The organism is Sphingomonas sp. dw_22, assembly GCF_018449795.1.
Taxonomy (GTDB): Bacteria; Pseudomonadota; Alphaproteobacteria; order Sphingomonadales; family Sphingomonadaceae; genus Sphingomonas.
In genome coordinates this window covers 26,508-48,033 of the sequence record NZ_JAAVVE010000014.1, presented here as the reverse complement: position 1 = coordinate 48,033, position 21,526 = coordinate 26,508, and the positions used below count along the sequence as shown (strand labels likewise).

At 64.3% G+C, this 21,526-nt stretch carries 17 protein-coding genes; 7 read left to right on the top strand and 10 right to left on the bottom strand.

The window, feature by feature from the left end; translation table 11 throughout:
- Nucleotides 1–8: 8 nt before the first annotated feature.
- Nucleotides 9–2,288 carry a ribonuclease R gene (gene rnr / locus HB724_RS08720; RefSeq protein WP_213980533.1) on the bottom strand — a complete coding sequence of 760 codons (2,280 nt, stop codon included), beginning with the start codon at nt 2,286–2,288 and terminating at the stop codon, nt 9–11.
- Nucleotides 2,289–2,343: 55 nt separating this feature from the next.
- On the opposite strand from rnr, the gene glpD reads away from it, so the two are divergent.
- On the top strand, nt 2,344–3,798 hold the full coding sequence (gene glpD, locus HB724_RS08715) for a glycerol-3-phosphate dehydrogenase (protein WP_213980532.1): 1,455 nt from the start codon (nt 2,344–2,346) through the stop codon (nt 3,796–3,798).
- Between the two features lie 107 nt (nt 3,799–3,905).
- On the opposite strand, the gene HB724_RS08710 is transcribed toward glpD, so the two are convergent.
- The 3 genes from HB724_RS08710 to proS form a co-directional block, all read right to left on the bottom strand.
- The gene (locus tag HB724_RS08710) at nt 3,906–4,529 is read right to left on the bottom strand and encodes a PEPxxWA-CTERM sorting domain-containing protein (RefSeq protein WP_213980531.1); all 624 of its coding nucleotides are present in this window, start codon (nt 4,527–4,529) and stop codon (nt 3,906–3,908) included.
- A 250-nt stretch (nt 4,530–4,779) separates the two neighbouring features.
- Nucleotides 4,780–5,385: a TIGR02466 family protein gene (locus tag HB724_RS08705; RefSeq protein ID WP_213980530.1), complete on the bottom strand. Its 606-nt coding sequence runs from the start codon at nt 5,383–5,385 to the stop codon at nt 4,780–4,782.
- A 4-nt stretch (nt 5,386–5,389) separates the two neighbouring features.
- Entirely contained in the window at nt 5,390–6,916 is a 1,527-nt protein-coding gene (gene proS, locus HB724_RS08700) for a proline--tRNA ligase (RefSeq protein ID WP_213980529.1), read from the bottom strand.
- 223 nt (nt 6,917–7,139) lie between these two features.
- On the opposite strand from proS, the gene HB724_RS08695 reads away from it, so the two are divergent.
- Genes HB724_RS08695 through HB724_RS08680 form a run of 4 tightly spaced genes read left to right on the top strand, consistent with a single transcriptional unit; the run spans nt 7,140 to nt 10,081 of the window.
- Entirely contained in the window at nt 7,140–8,252 is a 1,113-nt protein-coding gene (locus HB724_RS08695) for a Gfo/Idh/MocA family oxidoreductase (protein ID WP_213980528.1), read from the top strand.
- A 4-nt stretch (nt 8,253–8,256) separates the two neighbouring features.
- The gene (locus HB724_RS08690; protein WP_213980527.1) at nt 8,257–8,709 is read left to right on the top strand and encodes a UDP-N-acetylglucosamine--LPS N-acetylglucosamine transferase; all 453 of its coding nucleotides are present in this window, start codon (nt 8,257–8,259) and stop codon (nt 8,707–8,709) included.
- Nucleotides 8,706–9,209: a glycosyltransferase gene (locus tag HB724_RS08685; protein WP_213980526.1), complete on the top strand. Its 504-nt coding sequence runs from the start codon at nt 8,706–8,708 to the stop codon at nt 9,207–9,209. Before HB724_RS08690 ends, HB724_RS08685 begins: the two co-directional genes overlap by 4 nt.
- Complete coding sequence (locus HB724_RS08680; protein WP_213980525.1) at nt 9,209–10,081, top strand: hypothetical protein; 873 nt, start codon at nt 9,209–9,211, stop codon at nt 10,079–10,081. The genes HB724_RS08685 and HB724_RS08680 overlap by 1 nt, the downstream gene beginning before the upstream one ends.
- A gap of 40 nt (nt 10,082–10,121) precedes the next feature.
- Here HB724_RS08680 and HB724_RS08675 read toward each other — a convergent pair whose 3' ends face one another.
- The 3 genes from HB724_RS08675 to HB724_RS08665 form a co-directional block, all read right to left on the bottom strand.
- On the bottom strand, nt 10,122–12,470 hold the full coding sequence (locus HB724_RS08675; RefSeq protein ID WP_213980524.1) for a DUF1565 domain-containing protein: 2,349 nt from the start codon (nt 12,468–12,470) through the stop codon (nt 10,122–10,124).
- Nucleotides 12,471–12,511: 41 nt separating this feature from the next.
- Complete coding sequence (locus HB724_RS20710; RefSeq protein ID WP_213980523.1) at nt 12,512–14,134, bottom strand: O-antigen ligase family protein; 1,623 nt, start codon at nt 14,132–14,134, stop codon at nt 12,512–12,514.
- Nucleotides 14,135–14,425: 291 nt separating this feature from the next.
- Nucleotides 14,426–16,294: a right-handed parallel beta-helix repeat-containing protein gene (locus tag HB724_RS08665; protein WP_213980522.1), complete on the bottom strand. Its 1,869-nt coding sequence runs from the start codon at nt 16,292–16,294 to the stop codon at nt 14,426–14,428.
- A 217-nt stretch (nt 16,295–16,511) separates the two neighbouring features.
- On the opposite strand from HB724_RS08665, the gene HB724_RS08660 reads away from it, so the two are divergent.
- Complete coding sequence (locus HB724_RS08660) at nt 16,512–17,462, top strand: glycosyltransferase family 2 protein (protein ID WP_213980521.1); 951 nt, start codon at nt 16,512–16,514, stop codon at nt 17,460–17,462.
- Between the two features lie 37 nt (nt 17,463–17,499).
- On the opposite strand, the gene HB724_RS08655 is transcribed toward HB724_RS08660, so the two are convergent.
- The gene (locus HB724_RS08655; protein ID WP_213980520.1) at nt 17,500–18,414 is read right to left on the bottom strand and encodes an EpsD family peptidyl-prolyl cis-trans isomerase; all 915 of its coding nucleotides are present in this window, start codon (nt 18,412–18,414) and stop codon (nt 17,500–17,502) included.
- 255 nt (nt 18,415–18,669) lie between these two features.
- On the opposite strand from HB724_RS08655, the gene HB724_RS08650 reads away from it, so the two are divergent.
- Nucleotides 18,670–19,536: a glycosyltransferase gene (locus tag HB724_RS08650; protein WP_213980519.1), complete on the top strand. Its 867-nt coding sequence runs from the start codon at nt 18,670–18,672 to the stop codon at nt 19,534–19,536.
- Here the strand turns inward: HB724_RS08650 and HB724_RS08645 are convergent, their stop codons facing one another.
- Nucleotides 19,537–20,943, bottom strand: coding sequence for an ATP-binding protein (locus tag HB724_RS08645; protein WP_218625124.1), 1,407 nt, complete (start codon nt 20,941–20,943; stop codon nt 19,537–19,539).
- A gap of 59 nt (nt 20,944–21,002) precedes the next feature.
- Nucleotides 21,003–21,254: an XrtV sorting system accessory protein gene (locus HB724_RS08640; protein ID WP_213980517.1), complete on the bottom strand. Its 252-nt coding sequence runs from the start codon at nt 21,252–21,254 to the stop codon at nt 21,003–21,005.
- Between the last annotated feature and the right edge of the window lie 272 nt (nt 21,255–21,526).

Sequence of the window (21,526 nt, the reverse complement as noted above, 5' to 3'; positions counted from 1 at the left end):
CTCCTGCCTCAGCGCTTCCGGCCCTGGTGGCGGATGTTCGCCGGCCGGCCGCGATGCTTGATGACGCGCTTCGGGCCGCCCTTGCCGCGCCGCTCGCCATCGCCGCCGCCGGCCGAACCCTTGCCGTCGGGCAACTCGTAACGCAGCGCGCCCGAAATGGGATTGGCCTCGACCAGCCGGAGCGGCAGCCGCTGGCCGAGCGCGAAGAACTGGCCGCTATCCTCGCCGACCAGCCGCTGGCTGGCTTCGTCATAGCGGAAATATTCGGTGCCCAGATCGCGCACCGGCACCAGCCCGTCGCCGCCGATGCCGTCGATCGTCGCGAAGAAGCCGAAATTCTGGACGCCGGTGATCCGCGCCTCCATCACCTCGCCGACATGATTGGCGAGATAGGCGGCGACATAGCGGTCGATCGTCTCGCGCTCGGCCTCCATCGCGCGGCGCTCGAGCTGGCTGATGCTCTCGCCGATCCGCTCCATCGATCCCGCCTCCTCGGGCGTGAGCCCGCCAGGGCCGAGCTTGTACGCCTCGGTCAGCGATCGGTGGACGATCAGGTCCGAATAGCGCCGGATGGGCGAGGTGAAATGCGCGTAGCTGCCGAGCGCGAGGCCGAAATGGCCGGCATTCTGCGGCCCGTAATAGGCCTGGGTCTGGGTGCGCAGCACCTGGGTCATCACTTCCTCGCGGAAGTCCGCCTCGCCGATCTTGCCAAGGATATGGTTGAAGGTGGCCGGGCGGATCACCTGGCCCAGTGCGAACTCCAGCTCGAAGGTCTTGAGATAGTCCTTGAGCGCGACCAGCTTCTCGCGGCTCGGCGGCTCGTGGATGCGGTACATCACCGGTGCCTTCTTGGCCTCCAGCGCCTTGGCGGCGGCGACGTTCGCAGCGATCATATAGTCCTCGATCAGCTTGTGCGCGTCGAGCCGCTCGCGCGGGGCGACCGAGAGGATGCGGCCCAGCTCGTCGAGCATGATCCGCCGCTCGGGCAGGTCCAGGTCCAGCGGCTCGCGCTTCTCGCGGGCCTTGTTGAGCGCCTTCCAGCAATCCCAAAGGGGTTTCAGCGCGGCTTCGACCGCCGCGCGCTTGTCCGTCCCAACGCGAAGCGCGTCGTCCAGCATCGGGCGTTCCGAAGCCCGCCCGTCGATGATCGTCTGCGCATCCTCATAGGCGATGTTCGCCGCGATGCTCACCACCGCGCGGGTGAAACGCCAGTTCCTCAGTTCGCCATTCTTCCCCACCTGCAAATGACAGGCGAGCGCCGCGCGGTCCTCACCTTCCTTGAGCGAGCAGACCTCGGCCGAGAGGATCTCCGGCAGCATCGGCACGACGCGATCGGGAAAATAGACCGAATTGCCGCGCTTGCGGGCTTCACGGTCGAGCTGCGATCCGGGGCGGACATAGAAGCTGACGTCGGCGATCGCGACCACGGCCTTCCAGCCGCCTTCGTTCTGGGGATCATCGTCGGGCGCGGCCCAGACCGCGTCGTCATGGTCGCGCGCGTCGGCCGGATCGATCGCGACGATCGGCAGATGCCGCAGATCCTCGCGCTTGCCGAGCGCCTGTTTCGAGACGCGCTCGGCCTCCTCGATCAGTTCGTCGGAGAAGACGTTGGGAATGGAGTGGCGATGGATGGCGATCAGCGAGAAGCTGCGCGGCGCGAACGGATCGCCCAATCGCTCGGTGACGCGCGCGAAGATCCGCGGCGGGCGCCCGGCCTTTTCCGCGAGCACCAGATCGCCCGGTTCGGCACCGCCGCGATCGGAAATGGGATAGCTGTGGCGCTCCTTCTTCTCGACGCCCTGGAGATAGAGCCGCCCGCCCTCTTCCTTGACCACGCCGAGCATCTGCTCCTCGCCGCGTGCGAGCTTCTTCATCGGATGCGCGATCCAGCCGTTGCCGGCCTCTTCGGTGCGCGCGAGGATGCGGTCGCCCGGCCCCAGCGGATCGCGCTTGCCGCGTTCGCGGACGCGGATCCTCGGCACGGGCACGCCCTCCGCCTCCCAGCGCTCGGGCACCGCCCAGGTGGTGTCGCCATCGGCGTCGGTGACGCGCAGCACGGTGACCTTGGGCAGCCCGCCCATCTTGTGGAAGGCGCGGCCGGGGGCCGAATCGATCAGCCCTTCGTCGCTCATGTCCTTGAGCAGCGCCTTCAGCGCGATCTTGTCCTGCGCGTGCAGGCCGAACGCCTTGGCGATCTCGCGCTTGCCTGCGGGTGTGGCGGACGATGTGATGAAATCGATGATCTGCTGCCGCGTCGGCAGCCCCGGCTTGGGTTTGCTTTTTGTCATTGAGTCCGAACATAAGGACTCGTCGCCGCCAAACCAACTCCGTAACTTGGGTGGCGTGGCATATGACCTCCTCATCGTCGGCGGCGGCATCAATGGCTGCGCGATCGCCCGCGAAGCATCGCTGAACGGCCTGAAGGTGCTGCTGGTCGAGAAGGACGACCTTGCCAGCCACACCTCCTCGGCATCGACCAAGCTGATCCATGGCGGGCTGCGCTATCTGGAGACCTATGAGTTCCGCCTGGTGCGCGAGGCGCTGCACGAGCGCGAGCGGCTGCTTTCGGCCGCGCCGCACCTGATCCGCCCGATGACCTTCGTGCTGCCCCATGCCCATGCGGTGCGGCCCTGGTGGATGGTGCGGATCGGGCTGTACCTCTATGATCTGCTTTCGGGCCGGTCCTCGCTGCCCCGCTCGCGCAGCCTGCGGCGGCGCGACGCCGTCTTCACCGATCCGCTCGCCGCCAGCCATTCGGGCTTCGTCTATTCGGACGCCTGGGTGGACGATGCGCGCCTGACCCTCGCCAACGCCGTGGATGCCGCCGCGCATGGTGCCGAGATCGCGACGCGCACCGCTTTGCTCTCGGCCCGGCGCGAGGACGGGAAATGGCGCGCCGAACTGTCCGACGGGCGCACCGTGGAGGCGCGCGGGCTGGTCAACGCGGCGGGCCCGTGGGTGCGAACGCTACTCGATAGCCTTGGCGTCACGAGCCATTCGCAGGTCCGGCTGGTCAAGGGCAGCCATATCGTCGTGCCCCGATTGTTCGAGGGCGAGCACGCCTATATCCTCCAGCAGCCCGATCGCCGCATCGTCTTCGCCATTCCCTATGAGGACGCATTCACCGAGATCGGCACCACCGACATCCCCGTCGACCGGCCCGAGGACGCGGGCTGCACGGATGAGGAGCGGCACTATCTCTGCGACGCGGTGAACCGCTATTTCGTGCGTCAGATAACGCCCGCCGACATCGTGTGGGACTGGTCCGGCGTCCGCCCGCTCCACGACGACGGCGCGGCCAAGGCCCAGTCCGTCACCCGCGACTATTTCCTGGAGCTGGACACCGAGGGGCCGCCACTATTGTCGGTGTTCGGCGGCAAGATCACCACCGCGCGGGCGCTCGCCGAGGAAGCGCTGGAGAAGATCGGCCCGCCGCTTGCCATCGAGCCCGAGCCCCGGACGCGCGCGCGTGTGTTTCCGGGCGGTGCGATCCCTGCCTTCGACCATTATCTCGCCCAGGTCCGCGCGCGCTGGCCCTTTCTGGGCGAGAACCGATCGCGACGCATGGCGCATGCCTATGGCGCATCGCTCGGTGAAATGCTCCGGGGCGTCAGTGATGCAGCCGGCATGGGTGCCGATCTGGGCGCGGGGCTGACCGAGCTGGAAGTCCGCTGGATGCGCGACCGCGAATGGGCGCGCACGGCCGAGGACGTGCTGTGGCGGCGCAGCAAGATCGGCCTGCACGCGCGGCCGGATGCGGCGGAAGCGGTGCAAAAGGTGCTGGACGGCCCGGCCTGATTCAGATCGACGTTCGAACCAGATCACCGATCCGAACGCGGAAAACCGCTGGCACGAAAACGCCACCGGCGATCAGGCCGGCGGCGTCTATCTTCGCGTGTCGCTGCTTAGGCGAAGCTGACCGAGGTCCGCACACGGCGGCGGCGCAGCATGCCGCCGGCCGCACCGACGCCGACGATCATCATCGCCCAGGTCGAGGCTTCCGGCACGCCGGCAACGCGGAAGTTGGCAGCCTCGAACGCATCCTGCGAACTGGCGAAGGAGACCGTCGAGATATACTCGTTGGTACCCAGCGTCTCGAACTGCACATATTGCGAGAAGTTCTGGTTGCCGCTGGTGTCGAAGCCCAGGCCCGCCGCCGTGAAGGTAGCGGTATTGCCGAGCGACGTCGTGATCGTCAGCAGATTATGTCCATCCGGCGAGCCCCAGAGGAAGCTCAGATAGCCATAGCCGGCCCCGAAGGTCAGCGTCGCGGGCGAAGTCGAACTCGGGCCGGCGGCGAGGAACGTGTTCTCGAAAACGCTACCCGCCGGAAGATCCGCGAAGGGCAGGTCCGACGTATAGACGGTGCCGCCCGCGAGCGTGGCGACCGTGCCGCCACCGAGACCGGCACCCGACAGGCTGGTGTACGCCCCGCCATTATTCCCCAGCGAGCCGCTGACCTGCGCCTGCGCAGCGGTCGACGCAAGCAGCGCCGCGACCGACACAGCCATCAAATTAGTGATCTTCATAACTTCCTCCCCAAGACAGCACGGGAGCGAATCACCCCAGTAATCCGATCATCCGTTAACCCCTCGTTAGCATTGTTACGCATTCTCACATATGCCTATTTTTGCATGTATCATGTTGAGACAGTAATCAGATGCCGCCGGACGGAGATTGATCCAAGTAAAGGTGCCGGGAAATGCGGTCCGGGCAAATACCATCGAACTTCCGTAGCCGAATCAGGTTGCTACAGCGCGGATCTCACAGCCGCCTGTCTTACCAGCGATAGTTGAAGCTCACGCTGATCCGCTTGGCCGTACCCGATCCGGGAGAGACTTCGTGCCGCAGCCAGCTTTCCCACAACAGCACCGTGCCGGGCTTCGGCAGGATCTCGACGAAGCTCTGCAACGTCTCGGGCGCGTCGGACCGGCGCGTCGGCGCGGCCATCATCATCGCCAGCCGCGGATCCTCCAGCCGCAGCCCGCGCGAGCCCGGTGGCAGCGCGACATAGACCGTGCCCGAGACGACGCTGTGCGGATGGATATGGCCGCTATGCCCGCCCTTGCCGTCGAGCACATTGACCCAGAGGCTGTCGAGCTTGAGCTTGCGGCCCGCCAGATCGAAGGCGCAGGCTTCGGCAAAGCGGGCGACGTGCCGGTCGAGCAGCCGCTTCAAATCCGCGAACGCCGGATCGCGGATCGGCAGGTCGTTGAGCGAGGCATAGGACGTATAGCCGCGATAGCCATGCGCCCTCGCCCAGCGCCGTCCCGCGCCATCATCCTCGGCGAGTTGCAGGCACGATGCCTCCAGCTCGCCGATCAGCGCATCGTCGCCCAGCGGCTCCTGATAGAGCAGCGAGGCAAACAGGTTCCGAACCGCCATGGGCTCAATAGGCCCGCGCGACCAGGATGCGCTCGACCGCCGGCTTGCCGGTGAAGATACACGCCCCCTCGGCCGGCGCCGCGTCGGCGGCGACGTTGCGGAAGGTGAGCTTCAGCGCCTTGAGCCGGTCCACCACCGCGTCCAGCTCCCCGCCGGTCGGCCTGGACCAGTTCACTTCGACCCAGCCGGGCTTGTCGCCCTCGAAAGCCTGTTCGAGCACGGCGTAATCGGTCACGTCGCGGCGGATATTGGCGTCCATCCGCTCGCGCGCCTGGGCGTGCAGCGCCTGCTGGATGCTCTCCAGCATCTGCGTCGCCTCGTCGACGAACTGGGCGCGCGGCAGGATCGCGCTGTCGAGCTTGCCGTCCTCGCGATAGAGCCGGTCGCGTCGGATCACCGAGACATTGGCGCCGGCGACATCGCGCCCGCCCACTTCGACGACGATCGGCGCGCCCTTCTTCACCCAGCCCCAGCGCTTGGCCGCAGCCTTGGCGGGCTTCAGATCGAGCAGCGCGCGGACGGGCTCGCCGAACACGCTGAAATGCGCCAGCTCCTGCTGGAGTGCCTTGCAGTAATCGACGATCGCGGCATCCTCCGGCTGGTCGCGCAGCATCGGCACGATCACGATCTGCCACGGCGCGACGCGCGGCGGCACGCGCAGGCCGTCATCGTCGCCATGCACCATGATGACGCCGCCGATCATGCGAGTCGAAACGCCCCAGCTCGTCGTCTGGGCCAGCTCCAGCTCGCCTTCCGAATTCTGGAAGCGGATATTCTGCGCCTGGCTGAACGTGGTGCCCAGGAAATGCGAGGTGCCCGCCTGGAGCGCCTTGCCGTCCTGCATCATCGCCTCGATCGACCAGGTCGAGACCGCGCCGGGGAAGCGCTCGTTCTCGGGCTTCTCGCCCGCGACCACCGGCAGCGCCAGGCAATCCTCGGCGAAGCTGCGATAGACCTCGAGCATCTTGAGCGTCTCTTCGCGCGCCTCGGCCTCGCTCGCGTGCGCTGTATGCCCCTCCTGCCACAGGAATTCGCTGGTGCGCAGGAACATGCGGGTGCGCATCTCCCAGCGCACGACGTTCGCCCATTGGTTGATGAGCACCGGCAGGTCGCGCCACGACTGCACCCAGCGCGAAAAGGCCGCGCCGATCACCGTCTCCGAAGTGGGGCGCACGACCAGCGGCTCCTCCAGCTTGGCTTCGGGATCGGGGACGAGCTTGCCGTCCTTCTGGATCAGCCGGTGATGGGTGACGACCGCCATCTCCTTGGCGAAGCCCTCCACATGCTCGGCTTCCTTCTCGAAATAGGAGAGCGGGATGAACAGCGGGAAATAGCAATTCTCATGCCCGGTCGCCTTGATGCGATCGTCGAGCAGGCGCTGGATGCGCTCCCAGATGCCATATCCCCAGGGCCGGATCACCATGCATCCGCGCACGCCCGATTCCTCGGCCAGATCGGCCTCGGCGATGACGGCTTGATACCAGGCGGCGAAATCGGCTTCGCGGGTGACGTTGAGGGCGTGCTTTATCATGGCCGAGCCGATAGCCGGATCGGACTTCTTTCGCAAAGCCCCAGCGCCGACACGATCGATTGTCAAACAACGTGCCAGCATTGCACAGTTGCGGCGGAATCGAGGGGGGATTCCATGTTGCCTTGCAGCGGCGGATCGGCGATCTGACCGCGAAACCTGCAACTATTCTTCCCTCGTATCTCGAATCCATCGGCCCAAGCCAGGCCCTGGGGAGCCAAAGCGCATGAACGAAACAACGCCGTTGAACGTCGCGGTAGTAGGTCTCGGCAAGATGGGCGTGTCTCATTTCGCCATCGCCAACGCGCTCGACACGATCAACGTGACCGCGGTTTGCGATCGTTCGACGCTGCTCGGCCAGATGGTCGAGAAATACTCGAAGGTCCGCTACATCCCCGATTACGACAAGCTGATCGAGACGCCGGGCCTGGACGCGGTAATCATCGCCACGCCGACGCGGCTGCACGATTCCATGGTGCGCCAGGCGCTGGAGCGCGGCATCCATGTCTTCTGCGAAAAGCCGATGACGCTGTCGTCGGAATTGAGCGATACGCTCACCGGACTCGCGCGCGACAAGGGGCTGGTCGGCCAGGTCGGCTATCACAATCGTTTCGTCGGCACCTTCGGCGAGGCGCGGCGCCTGATCGCCGCGGGCGCAATCGGCCGCATCCGCCACGTCCATGCCGAAGCCTATGGCCCGGTGGTGCTCAAGCCCGTCGCCAAGACCTGGCGCAGCAACGCGGCGGAAGGCGGCGGCTGCCTCTATGATTATGCGGCCCATCCGATCAACCTGATGAACTGGTATGTCGGTCGTCCGGTCGAGTGCATCGGTGCCGATCTGACCCGGCAATATTCGTCGGACGTCGAAGATGCGGTCTATGCCGATCTGCGTTTCGCCAACGGCGTCACTGGCCAGGTTTCGGTCAACTGGTCGGACGACAGCATTCGCAAGATGACGACCAAGATCACCATCTGGGGCGATGGCGGCAAGATATCTGTGGACCGCCAGGAGCTCCAGGTCTTCGCCAACGGCAAGGGCACCATCCCCGAAGGCTATAACCAGGGCTGGACGGTGCGCTACATCACCGATCTCACGCCGACCGTAAGCTATTATCTGCGCGGCGAGGAATATTCGGCGCAGATCGAAGGTTTCGCGAAGGCCTGCAACGCGCGCCAGGTCGATTGCGTCAACAGCTTCGCCAGCGCTGCCGAGACCGACTATACGCTGGAGCTGATCCGCGCCCGCTCGCTCGCCGAGCCGCCCGCGCCCGCCGCGCTCGGCCAACCCAACGAGGTTCCGCGCCAGCGCGGCGTTCTCGCCAAGGTGTTCGGTCGCTAAGCGCATGGCGAAGCCGCGACTTCTGGCGTTGGCGTCGGGTGGTGGGCACTGGATCCAGTTACTCCGCCTGCGCCCCGCGTTCGAGGATTTCGACACGGCCTATGTGTCGATGTTCGAGAGCTATGCCGATATGCTGGACGGCGCGCGCTTCTACACCGTGCCCGATGCCTCGCGCTTCGACCTGAAATCGTTCGTGCCGGTGTTCCTGAAGGCGATCCGCATCCTCGCCAGGGAACGGCCGAGGGTGATCGTCACCACCGGATCGGCGCCGATGCTCGCCTTCATCCTGCTCGGCCGCCTCACCTTCCGGCGGACGCTGTGGATCGACAGCATCGCCAATTCGGAGCGCATGTCGTCCTCGGGCCGCCTCGCCCGCAGGCTGGCGCACAAGGTCATCAGCCAATGGCCCGACGTGGCCGAGCGCGAGGGCGTCGAGAGCTGGGGGCGGGTGATATGATCTTCGCCTCGGTCGGATCGATGCTGCCTTTCGACCGCCTCGTGAAGGGGGTGGACGAATGGGCACTCGCCAATCCCGACGTGCCGGTCTTCCTCCAGATCGGCGAGGGCGAATATGAGCCCCAGCACTGCGAATGGGCGCGCATCGTGCCGCATGCGGACTATGCGCGGCGGCTGCAGGACTGCACGCTGTTCGTGGCGCATGTCGGCATGGGCTCGATCCTGCAGGCGCTCGAGATCGGCAAGCAGATGCTGCTGATGCCACGCCATGCCGAATGGCGCGAGCACACCACCGATCACCAGATGCACACCGCCGACAAATTCCACGACACGCCGGGCCTGCTGATCGTGGACGACGTCGAGACGCTCCACCGCGAGATGCGCCGCCTGGTCGATGCGCCGATGCAGGGCTCTGCCGGCATCGCCCGCTTCGCGGCCGCAGAATTCACCGACAAGGTCCGCAGCTTCCTGGGCGCGGGCATCATCAAGGGAAAAGAATAGTGGATCGCATCTTTTTCGGCGACAACCAGTTCTTCGGCATCAATCACATGTCCGAGGAAAAGGCGCGTCAGCAGATGATGCGCTTCCAGGACATCAATGCGATCGCCGATACGCTGCACGCCGCATACAGCGCCGGCGTCCCCGGCTTCATGTGCACCACGCATGAGCGGATCATCGAGCTGGTCGAGCTCATCAAGACCCAGCCGGGCCGCTGGGACGGCATGAAATTCTATCCCGGCATGCCCTATGCCCATAAATACGCCAACGCCGTCACCGAGCAGGGTTATTTCGACGCGCTCAAGCAGTTTCTGCCGAGCGGCGGCCTGATCGATGCGATGATGCGCGGCGGCAAGGCGCTGGTGACGCGCGACGTGGAAGGCATCATCACCCTGCTGATCGACGCCGAGATGAAGCCGTTCGAGGGTATGGATACTCCGATCATCTTCCTCCAGAACGTCGTCACCGATCTCGTCCTGGGCTTGGGCTATTACGACGCCTATCGGATCTTCGCGGATCATGTGAAGAAGAAGTACAAGGCCGAGCCCGGCTATTTTTCGATGAACCTGCCGATGCTGCTGCCGGCACTGGCTGCCGCCGGTGTCGAGAACCCGATCGTCTGCGCCAACGTCAACAAGGTCGCGTTCCGCATGTCGGGCGGGATCGAAGCCTATCGCGAGGCGACGGCCAGACATCCCGCGCGCGTGATCGCGATGTCGGTGCTCGCCTCCGGAGCGATCCCGCCGCGCGAGGCAATCGAGTGGGTGGTCAACGAACCCTATGTCGCTTCGATCCTGTTCGGCGCCTCAAGCCGCCGCAACATCGAGAACACGGTCGAACTGATCCGCGAGTACGACGCCAGACGCGCGGGGTGATCTCCTCCCGAGGGCCGGTCGGCACCGGGGGAGAGACGTCTCAAACCGAGATAGCGCCCAGCGGTGACGCCTCGGTGAGGGCGCGCCCGAACGCATCGAACGGGATCAGCGGACGCCTGCCAACCGGCTTCCAGTTCTTGGGCGGAACATAACGCGCGGCATCGGCCGGAGGCGGTAGCTCTCCCCCTTTGCGCGCGTCCTTGCCGCGCGGCTCGCCTTCCAGAAACTGGCATCCCTCGATGCGCAGGCCATAGCTGGGGAAAGGCAAGCCATAGCTCCCGTCCATCCGGAAATAGACGTTGAAGAGATGCACATGGTTGCGATTGCCATGGCCTGGCCGATTGTTGTTGAACGTCACGCAATAGGGTTGCGAGATGAAGGTGCTATGCGCGACCACGAAGTTGCGATGGCCGTCCTGCAATTGGCCCATTTGTTTGAAAATGGGCGGCACGCCGGTCTTGCGCAGGTTCGACAAGGCCATGACAAAGCCGTTGACGGTCTTTCCGCGACCCACCTTGCTGTCTGCCTGGTCCTTTGAGAAAGGCTCGAGCAGCGTTCCCGTCGCGGTCGCGGGATCGTAGCCTTCGACTAGGCGATATTCCCCCCCTCCTCGCGGACCATCGTCCAGCTTCAATACGTCGCTGGGCAGGACGACATTGGGCCTGCCGCTGCCGCTCTTCAACGAGAAGCGCTTCCCAATCGTGGTGATGGTCGTGCCTGCTTCCAGCGCGGCATATCCCTGGGTCAGGAAGAGCTGCGCGGAGGGCGATATCCCGTGATATCGGAAGATCGTCGTGTTGCGCAAACCGGACTGCTCGGGCTTGAAGACGTTCTTCTGCTGGCAGAAATCCACATGATCGAAATAGAAATAGCGCACGCGATCGCCAGGGCTCAACGCCAGCTTCGTGTTCAGCATCAGGCTGTTGGCATCCGTTCCCACCACGCCGATGCGATCCTGGCCGGTAAGCGCGCCGCCGGTCACCGCGATGGCGAAATCCGGCCCTCCCTTGGATAGCGGCAAACCGGGGGAACCGGTGATCTGGACGATGGTATTGCCGTCCGGCCCCGTCCGCGTCGATGCGACGACGAGATCGGCAGACGGATGGAGGCGTGCTCGGAAATCGCGCGGCATCGTCACGAAATAACCATCGACGACGACATCGTCATAGCCGGGCGGACCGCCCGAGAAGCTGTCCGTCGCCGATTCCGCAGTGACGTTGCGATACAGGCGGGCGCCCTGCGTCGAATAGTTGATGAACAAGCATTCGCTCAAATAGATACGGGCGGCCGGCACGAACGCCGCGGCGATCGCTTCGCGCAGCGCCGCTACCGATCCGGTATAATAGCCGAGATCGATACCGTTCGAATCCCGCGGACCCGCCGCTCCCGCAGGATCGACCAGCCGGCATCCGGAAAAGGCGAGCGTGCTGTCCTGCGCGTTCGACTGGATCACCACGATCTTGCCCAGATCAACCGTCAGCCCCTGGAAATGGACCTTCTGCGCATAGATCTTCCAACGGCTTATCCCCAGCCTGGACGTCATGGTTATCACGACCTGTTCGGGTACCAGGCCTCGCTTCGGCTCCACTTCGATCATGCGTCCGTTCTGGAGCGTGGGAACATGCCGAGGACCGACATCCTCGACATAGTTGCCGCTGCCCAGGAGGATGACCTTGCCGCCGCTGCGCACGCCGTCGAGGCTCAGCGCGCGCGTCAGGGTGCGCCACGGCTGCTCCGCGGTTCCGGAGGCGGCATCATTGCCGAGCGCAGGATGCACATGGACGACATGCCGGTCGGCATCCAGCGAGCGATCGACGTTGATGACAAGGGGGAGTTCGATCCTGCGTTCCAGGCCGTGCTCACCGCGCAGATAGCAATAGAGGATCGCGTCCCCGGCGGTTACGCGCCCCAATCCCGCGCCGATCTCGACGGAGAAGCCCACCGATCCCTGCGGCGCCATGCGGCCGTCGTGCATCCGAACCGGCGTGTCGTTGACACTCCACTCGCGCACGGTGACGCTTTCTCCTTCGAGGAAGAACACCGCTTCCTTGAAATAGTTGATCTGATCGCTGTCCCAAGGTTGCGGCGGCAGGCCCAAGGCCGTGATCTTGACGCCCTCGCCATGGACCCACTGCCCTGGAATCGCGGAAAAGCCGCCGGTGAAACACTCATCGGGCACCAGCGTGCCGAGCGGCGTGTCGCTCTGCGCCGGCGCCCGGCCGCCACTGCCCGGCGTGCCCTTCCAGGCGACGCCGGGCTGCAGCATGCCCGGCCCGGCACGCCTGCCCATGCTCCTGGCGGGCGCGCTCAACGGCGAGGAGCATGCCAGGGGCGTGATCCCCAGCGCCAGCGTCGTGCCGATAAACTGGCGGCGGCTGGTTCCCGTCATCTGCCCTCCCTCATGGGCTCGATCAGCCCCGTCGCGTCGTGTCAGATCGTAATCCTGCGATCGTGCCTGGCATCGTAGAGCAGCGCGACGCCCAGTCCCAGCACGAGATAGACCAGCGGATTGTTGTCGGGCGTCGACAGCACGGTTCGCGTCGTCAGGAACACGGCAAGGAACGCAGCTACGGCGAAGGCCAGCGGCGACCTTGTCCCGGGCGCCCGGATTCCCTCGCGGGACAACCACCAAGTCATCATTGCGATCATGCCGAAGAAGAGCACCAGCCCGGTCACCCCGTAATCGGCGCTGATGGTGAGATAATAATTGTCGACCGAAAGCTGGCCGTCCAGAGATTTCCAGCCGATCGCCTGGCCGCTCCCGCCCGGCCCATAACCGAACAGGGGCTTTCGGATGATCGCAGGCAGGGCCATGTTGAACTGCTCGGCGCGCGCAAGGTTGCTAGCCTGCGTGGCGCCGCCGCCGAGAATCCTGATACGGAACGCATCGACGGTGACCAGCAACACGCCCGCCGTGACGATCAGCGCGGGATACATCAAGGTGAGCGCAGGACCGATCAATCCCGGCTTGTGGGTCTGCCAGCGCCGAACCGCCCAGAGAAACATGTAGAAGCCATGGGCCACGATGAAGCCCACAAGGCTCAGCCGTGCGCTGCTGACAAATGCCCCGATCAGCAACAAGAGATCCATTCCACCCCAGAAGACCATCTGCATCAATTTGCGGGAATTCATCAGATAATGCAGCACGAATGGCACGACGAATGCCAGGAACTCCCCATATATCAATGGATTGCTGAAGGTCGTGACCGCCCTGTAACTGCCGCGGAAACGGGGCTTGAGCGACTGCTCGATATAGGCTTCATCGACGTGGAGAAATGACGGTATGTGATTTACCCAAAGCACTTGCTGTGCATGGCGCTCGAAAAAGCTCAGCACGATCAGGCCCACGGTGATCGCGCTGAGCGTGACCAGCCATTTGCCGATCCGGTTGTTTCCCGCCGAGAAATACCAGGCGCTCACCAGTAATATCACCGTACCGGTCATCTGCGCGTCCAGGACACGGCCGAGCCGCAGCGCCGGTTGATTAATCAGAGCGGAGATGAACTGGACTATGCCGAAACCGATCAGGAGCCTGACGAACAACTTCTCCGCGGAAGCGATCGACCAGATCTGGCTCCGAAATTTCGCGGAGGTGGAAAGACTGATGAGAAACAGAATAGTCGCGATCGCGCCCAGCAGCCTTCGCACCGATATCCAGGGAAGCCCCGGCAAGGCGATCGACAGATAATTGGGCCAGACGATCGTAAGGACGAAGAACGCGAAGAAGACGTACGAGAGGCTCTTTTCAGGAATGGTCGCAGCTTCGGGCAGCGCCCAGATCACCAGCAACGCGAGTATCGCCAGCGGCATCGACATCAGCAGGATGATCTGGAGCGGCATCACTGCGCTCAACAGACCGTAGAACATCGCCACGAAGCCCATTACGCCCAACAGCAAGGTCTTGGATGCCAGGCGCCATCGGGGCGAGCGCTGGGGGAAATAGTCCGCGAGAACCGGCCGCTGTCGTGTGGTCGCGAGGGCGTACAGGCCGGTTCCGGCGCGTCGCAGAGTCCGCCGCAACCAGCTCTGCTCAAAATCGGCGACGGCCGTCACGACCCCGTTACCTTCACCACAGACGTACCCCCCGACTACCCAACGCGTCGCCGCCATATTCCAGCCACACGGGCACGAACGGCATCGATATTGCGACCGCCGCCCGCAGCACTCCATAGTCAGGGATCAGTCACGGTGCCAGTATCACGCAACGCCTGCGGAAGCGAAAGGCACGCCCCGGCGCCGCCGCGCCACGCCAGATACGAGATCCTTGCCGAAAAACGCCGCGAGCCCGGACACGCGAGGGATTTTCCCTGCGTGCACCGACACGCTTATGGGTGCCCGCTCCGGCTAGGCATGAACGAGTTGCGCCTGGTTCGCGTAGCGCTGATAGTCTGCAATTGTCGTCACCGCCGCCGATGCGAGCGATGGCGTAAGGAAGAAAGGATTGGTGCCGGGGGCAGGAGCTTCCCCTGCGCCCGATCCGGTCTGGGCGATCTGGCTCGCGGGCAATGCCACGTCGCGGATCTGAATATACCCAACCTTGCCCGCGAAGCTCGTCCCGTAGGGATTGCCGACATACAGGCTCCAATATTCGAGCGCGCGCGTCGAACCGGTCACCGTGCCCGTCCCCTTCGCGACGTTGTCGACATAGATGACCGCGCGCTTGGCAGTCTTGTCATAGGTAATCGCGATGTCGTGGGACTGGGTATCGGTGATCTTCGCACCGTTCGTAACGATGGTGTAGGTGACGCCGGCGTCATTCCTGAACGTGAAGTTCAGCTCTCCATTGGACTGGAGCGCAACGGCCCAGCTCTGATAGATTCCCACCATCTGGCCGGTAGCCGAAGTCGCCGAGTCCCGCTGCATGCTGAAGGACAAAGTAAAGGCTGACATTCCGAACAATTGCAACGCATTGGAGCGCGAAAGCTCGAACCCCTTGCCTGTCGATACGTGATAGACTCCCTTGCCGTTGGCGACCTCGATATTCGTCAGGTCCAGCGCGGCCGTCGTCGTGATCGAGTTGAAGCGCGAGAGGTCGTCCAGCCCGTTGGCGGCAAATTGCAGATCCAGCACCATGTGATCGCCGGTGCCCACCGCCGTCACGGTCTTGCCGCCGAGTGCCTTCTCGGCGCTCCACAAATCATAGACAATGCTGCCGAGAAGCGGATGAAAGCCCAGGCGATCGATAATAAGGTCCGAGATCTTCGTCTTGGCAAGGTCATTGATATTGCCGAGCGAGCGCAGAGTGAAGCCGTTCTGCTCGATCCAGGAATTGGTGCCGACGGTCACTGCGGTGTTGGCCGAGGCTGTGAGCCTGTCGGCAACGTTATTCGATACCGCACCGCCGGACACGTTCTGCACAAGTATCCAGATGGGTGTCGAATCGTCCGAACGCGACAACACGCTGTTGGAACTCACCACGACGTTCTTGCCGCCCTTGACGAAGATGCCGTTGGAGCGCCCGCTCATATAGACGAGATTGTTGTTGATGCTCACATTCTCGAATGGAAGCCCCCCCACCTCGTCCTGCATGAAGATGCCTTGCGCGGCCTCTCCCTCACCCTGAATAATCAGATTATTGGTGATGGTGATGTTGCTTGAAGGCGTGATCGTACCGTTCGTGTAGAACTGGATGCCGTCCTGGTGATCCTCCGGCGCCGGATACATGTCGGTAATCAGGTTTCCATCGATCGTTATGTTGTTGACCGAGGCGATCATCATGCCGTCCGAGCGGATGTCACTGATCGTGTTGTGCTCTATGACGACATTGTTCGAGCCGCGGACGTTCAGACCTGCTGCCAGGTGATCGAAGGTGGAATTGGCGATGGTGATGCCCGAACTGTCCTTGATCGACAGACCCACCGCATTGCTCTGGGTGGGGTTCGACAGGGGTCCACTCACATGCACGCCGTCGAAGGAGATGTTCGACGAACCATAAACATAGTTCAACTGAATATCCGTTTCGACAGTGCTCGGCGGAGTCACCAGTTCGATATTCTTCACGGCGATGTTCTTGCTGCCGTTAATCATGATCCGTTCGATCGTGGCAGGATTGTCGATATCCGCCGAAACGATATTGACCGTACTTGCGAAATCCGAGTTGCCGATATTTATGGTGCCGTAATTTCCAGCCAGGAGCTTAATGGTTTCTCCACCCCGCGCGTTCTCGATCGCGGCCAGAAGCTCTGCTTGATTCTTAACCACAATATCCGGCATCGTACTACCTTACGCATCGACACATACAGCCCGGAGACGGGAACTGCCTTGGCGTGCAATATAGTCGGATGCAATGAATCATCCCTGTAATCTCAGGGTTAATCAAATTCTACTGCCTCAGGTCTTTCCCTTAACGTATCATTTGGTATTGCCGCCCGGCCATGCAAATGCTGGCACGACGGGTTTCCCCGCCGTGATCTGTTCAGACGGAGCCGCAATGTCCCCGGATCGCCCTGCCCAATCTCCGGACGTCAGCATCCTCGTCGTCGCGTTCCGGGCGGCGCATTTCATCGACAAATGCCTCGACGGAATCGCGAAATCCGCTGCGAACACCCTGCACGAGATCCTGCTGATCGACAATGGCGACGACGGCACCGAGGCGCATGTACGCACCGCCTGGCCGCAGGTCCGCATCGTCCCGAGCGAAGGCAATATCGGCTTCGGCGCGGGCAACAACCGGCTCGCCGCCCATGCCCGCGCGCCCCTGCTCCTGCTGGTCAACCCCGACGCCGTTCCGCGCGATGACGCGATCGATCGCCTGGTGCGCTTCGCCCAGGCCAATCCCGAGGCCGGCGCGTGGGGCGGACGATCGCTGTCGCCGTCGGGCCATCTCGAGGCCGGCAATTTCCTGATCCTGCCGCGGCCGCGCGATTTCGTGAAGCTGGCGCTGGGCAAGCGGGATGCGCTCTCCAGCGGCGGCCTGCCCGCCGATGCCACCGCCCCGGGGAGAGTCGAAGTCCTCACCGGCGGCTTCATGATGGTGCGCGCCGATGTGTGGAAGCAATTGGGCGGGTTCGACGAAGGCTTCTTCCTCTACGCGGAAGAGATCGACCTGTTCTTCCGGATGCGGGAACGCGGCTGTCCGGTGCTCGTCACGCCCGATGCGGCGGTGATCCACGATGTCGGCAGCGGCGCGGCGCTGTCGCCCGCAAGGCTGCTGTACCGGACGACCGGGCAGATGCATTATGCCCATAAGCATTTCGGCAGGTTCGGCGCGTTCATCACCGGCGCGGCCCTGTGGCTGCTTGCTACCCAGAACCTGGTCATCGGCGCGCTGGCAGCCCCCTTTGCCGGCAAGCGCGGCGCGCGGCTGCGCGCAGTCTCGAAAGCCTGGCGCCCCCTCGCGCTCGATCCGGGCAAATGGTGGCCCGGCTACGACAGGAAGTAAAACCCCGCGCAAGCATGGCTGCGCGGGGTTGGATGGCTCAGCCGCCGGTCGTCGGCGTGGCTGCGGCGGGAGCCGGGACAGCCGGCGTACCCGGCGCCGCGGGTGCGCCCGGCGCCTGCTTGGGCGGCCCATAGCCGGGCTGATACTTCACATCGGCCTTGGCCTTCTTCACGATCTCGCCAAGCTGCGAATCCGCCGCCTTGGCGAAGCGCTCGGCGCGGATCGCATTGGTCGCGGCGGCGCGCGCCTGATCGCCGGCGAGCGGCTCGACATTCACCTGGGTGACGACATTGGCGGTCACGCCTTCGCGCGCCGGCAGGATGAACACTTCGCCCGCCGGGAGCCCGGCGATCTTCTTCGCGGCTTCGGGCGGTATGGCCAGCGTATCGATCTTGCCCGAACCGCGCTGGAACTTGGTGCCGTCGGCGGTCAGCTTCTGGATGATCTGGTCGAGCGTCTTGAGCGGCCCGAACTCCCGCAGCTTATCCGGCGACGCGGGCGCCGGAAAGACCACCTGGTCCACCGAGAAGGTCTTGCGCTGGGCAAAGAATTCGGGATGCGCCGCGATATATTGCTGGATGTCGTTGTCGGTCGGCTGCGCCACGCGCGACGCGAGCTGATCGCGCAGCATCCCGGCGAGGATCAGCTCGCCCGCGCGCCGCTCCTGCAGCAGGAAGGCCGGATTCTTGTCGAGCCCGCGATCGCGCGCGATCTTGGCGAGGATCTTGCGCTCGATGACGCGCTGCAACGCCGCCTGTTCGAAGACCTTGCGATCGGCGCCGGCGGGGATCGGAGCGCCCTGGAGCTCGGCATTGAGCTCGAAGATCGTGATCTCGTCGCCATCGACCGTCGCGACCACCTGCCCCTTGTCGAGCGCGTCCTTCTTGCCGCCGTGACAGCCCGCAAGGCTCAGAGCCGCAACCGCGACCGAGACCAGAAACACCCTCTTCATCCGCATCACCACTCCCCCGCCGCCGCAACCGTCCGCGCCAGCCTTCCAAGTTTCACTTGAACCTAGGCCGCCGCCGGGGCATCCGCAATAGCGCAAGTCGGGACTCGGTGTCCTGCGCGGGTACGTTTGGGACACCATCGGGGAAGCGCCGTGCATCGGATGCAAGATTCTGATATACCTTGGTTTTCTCGAACCTGCGCGTACGCCTCCGGAGCGCTGCGCGACCCGGCGATCCCCGCAAGACAAGGGTAAGGCATGGCCTCCGTTCCGGTGACGGTGATCGTGCCGCATTACAATGATCTGGCTGGCCTGGACCGTTGCCTCGGCGCCCTCGAAGCACAGAATTTTCCGCGCGACCGGTTCGAGATCGTGGTCGGCGACAATGCCTCGCCCTGCGGCATCGCCGAGGTGGAACGCATCGCCGGCGGTCGCGCGCGGGTCGTGCTGGTCACGGAGAAGGGCGCAGGCCCGGCACGTAACGGCGCCGCCGCCCAGGCGAAGGGCGAGATCCTCGCCTTTATCGACAGCGATTGCGTGGCCGAGCCCGGCTGGCTCGCGGCGGGTGTGGCAGCCGTATCGCCCGGCCGGTTCGTCGGCGGCAGGATGTTCGTCCTGCGGCCCGAAGGGAAGATCAACGGCGCCCAGGCCTATGAGCTGCTCTTCGCCTTCGACAATGAAGCTTATGTCCGGGACAAGCGGTTCACGGTCACGGCCAATCTGTTCGTGCGCAAGGACGATTTCGAACGGGTCGGCCCGTTCCGCACCGGCGTCTCCGAAGACATGGAATGGTGCCACCGGGCGATCGCCCAGGGCCTTTCGATCGAATATGCCCAAGGCGCCGCAGTGGGCCATCCGCCCCGCGACGACTGGCGGGCGCTGCTCAGCAAGACACGGCGGATGGAAAGCGAGCTCTTCCAGTTCGCGCTCGAGCGGCCGAACGGGCGCGTGAAGTGGCTGGTCCGCTCGCTGCTGATGCCGGGGATGATCGCAACCCAGGCGCCTCGCATCGTCCGCGCGCCCGAAATACGCGGCGCGCGCCTGGCCACGCTGGCCACGCTGATACGGCTCAGGCTCTGGCGCGCCGGTGCCGGGCTGCGCCAGAGCCTGGGTTTCCGCCTGTAATCACGCGCGCGAAACGGCCGGGACGGTCTTGCCGGGATCGGCGCGCTCCGGGAAAGCCGTTTCGAGCTTGCCGCTGTTGAGCCGGTCGCGGGCGATCAGCAGCCAGAGATAGATCGGCAGGCTGTCGTCGCGGAAGCGGAAGCGCTGCTCGCCATCCTCCACCTCGGTCTCCAGCCCCAGCATCGATCCCAGCGATTGCAGCTCGGACTGCACATGGGCGGCACCGCCGGCGCTGTCGGGTAGCAATGCCGCGACCTCGTCGATCGTGAACCAGCCGTCCGCCGAGCGCGAGGCCTCGCCGATTGCGGTGAAGAGCTGCGGATAGCTGCCGCTGCGGAAGCGCTGCATGTCGGCCACGGTGCGCGGCGACATGCGGCCTTCGGCCTCGGTAATCACCGTGTCCAGCGCACCGCGCAGATGGCTGACATCAACGGTCAGCCGGCCCTGGTCGAGCGCCTCGATCCCGGCATGATGGCACAGCAGCCGCGCCAGATAGGGCGAGCCCAGCGCCAGCAGGCTGACGAGATGGCCGAACTTCGGATCGAAGCGGACGCCGGCCGATGCCTCGCCGATCGCGATCATCTCCTGGATCTCGCTCTCTTGGAGCCGCGGCATCGGCAGCCCGATGATGTTGCGGCGGATCGAGGGCGCATAGCCCAGCAGCTCCTGAAGGTCCGGTGCCACGCCGGCGATCACGATCTGGACGCGCGCGGCGCGGTCCGAGAGGTTCTTCATCAGCTCCGCCACCGCCTGGCGAAAGCTGCTGTCGGTCAGGCGATCATATTCGTCGAGGATGATGATGACGCGGGTACCGACGATCTCCGAGCACAGGTCGGCCAGCTCGCGCGCGCCGAACTTGCCCGCGGGCAGCCGCTCGGCCAGGCTGCCGCCTGATTCCGCCTCGCCGGCGTTCGGCGCAACGCCGCGATGGAAGAGCAGCGGCACGTCCTCGAGCACCGCGCGGAAGGTCTCGGAGAAATCGGACGAGACGCCGCAGGTCGCATAGCTCACGATATAGCTGGATTCGCGCGCGACATCGGTCAGCACGTGCAGCAGCGAGGTCTTGCCGATGCCGCGCTCGCCATAAAGCACGACATGGCTGCGCTGTCCCTCGATCGACGAGATGAGCTTGCCCAGCATGCCCAGGCGCCCCGCAAAGCTGGCGCGATCGGTCACCGGCTGGGTCGGCGTGAACATGTTCATGATGGCGAAGCGCGCCTGCGTGATCTCGCGGCGTTCGCGCTTGCGCTCGAGCGGACGGTCCAGCGCCGAGGCGCGGAAGCTCGGGAATTCGGGCCGGGTGCGGGCGGGCGCGACCGCATCGCGCGCGCCGGCGGCATAGCCCGGCAGGATCGGCAGATCCTCCTCGCTCTCCTGCTTGCGCGAAAAGGGCCAGAGAAACCGCATTACAGAGCTTCGCGACACGCATTCACCTCATCATGAGCAATGTTCACCGTCAGCGCGCGTTACCGGCGCTTGATGAATTCATATGGCTTTATCACCAGCGCGATATAGGCGAGCACGAGTATCACGGTAATGATTGCGAAAACGTGATATTCCTCGTTGCCAAGATAGTTGGCGACAGCGCAGCCGACCGCGGGCGGAAGATAGCTTATCATGGTATCCCGCACCACGGAATCTTCCTGGGATCTTTGCAGGAAGATCACGATCAGGCCCGCGAATATGGCGACCGTCACCCAATCATATGGCGTCTGCATGAGAATCCCTTCCTGCGGCGAACCTTGGTGACCGGCCTCCGACGCTGCCCGGCACCGGCTCGTAGCAGCGCCCGTGTCGCGTAGCTAGACTGGCACCATGCACATGGTGCGGCATCTAGTGCAATTTCGCCGCGCAACGCCCGTGACTTGCCCGGAGCCAGATCTAGTATCGCCCCAAAACTAGACAGGTGCGACACATGGCACAACGGCTGGTCTACATCGATTGCCTGATCTACAGGCGATTGATATGAGCGAATAAGCCTGGGGGGCCA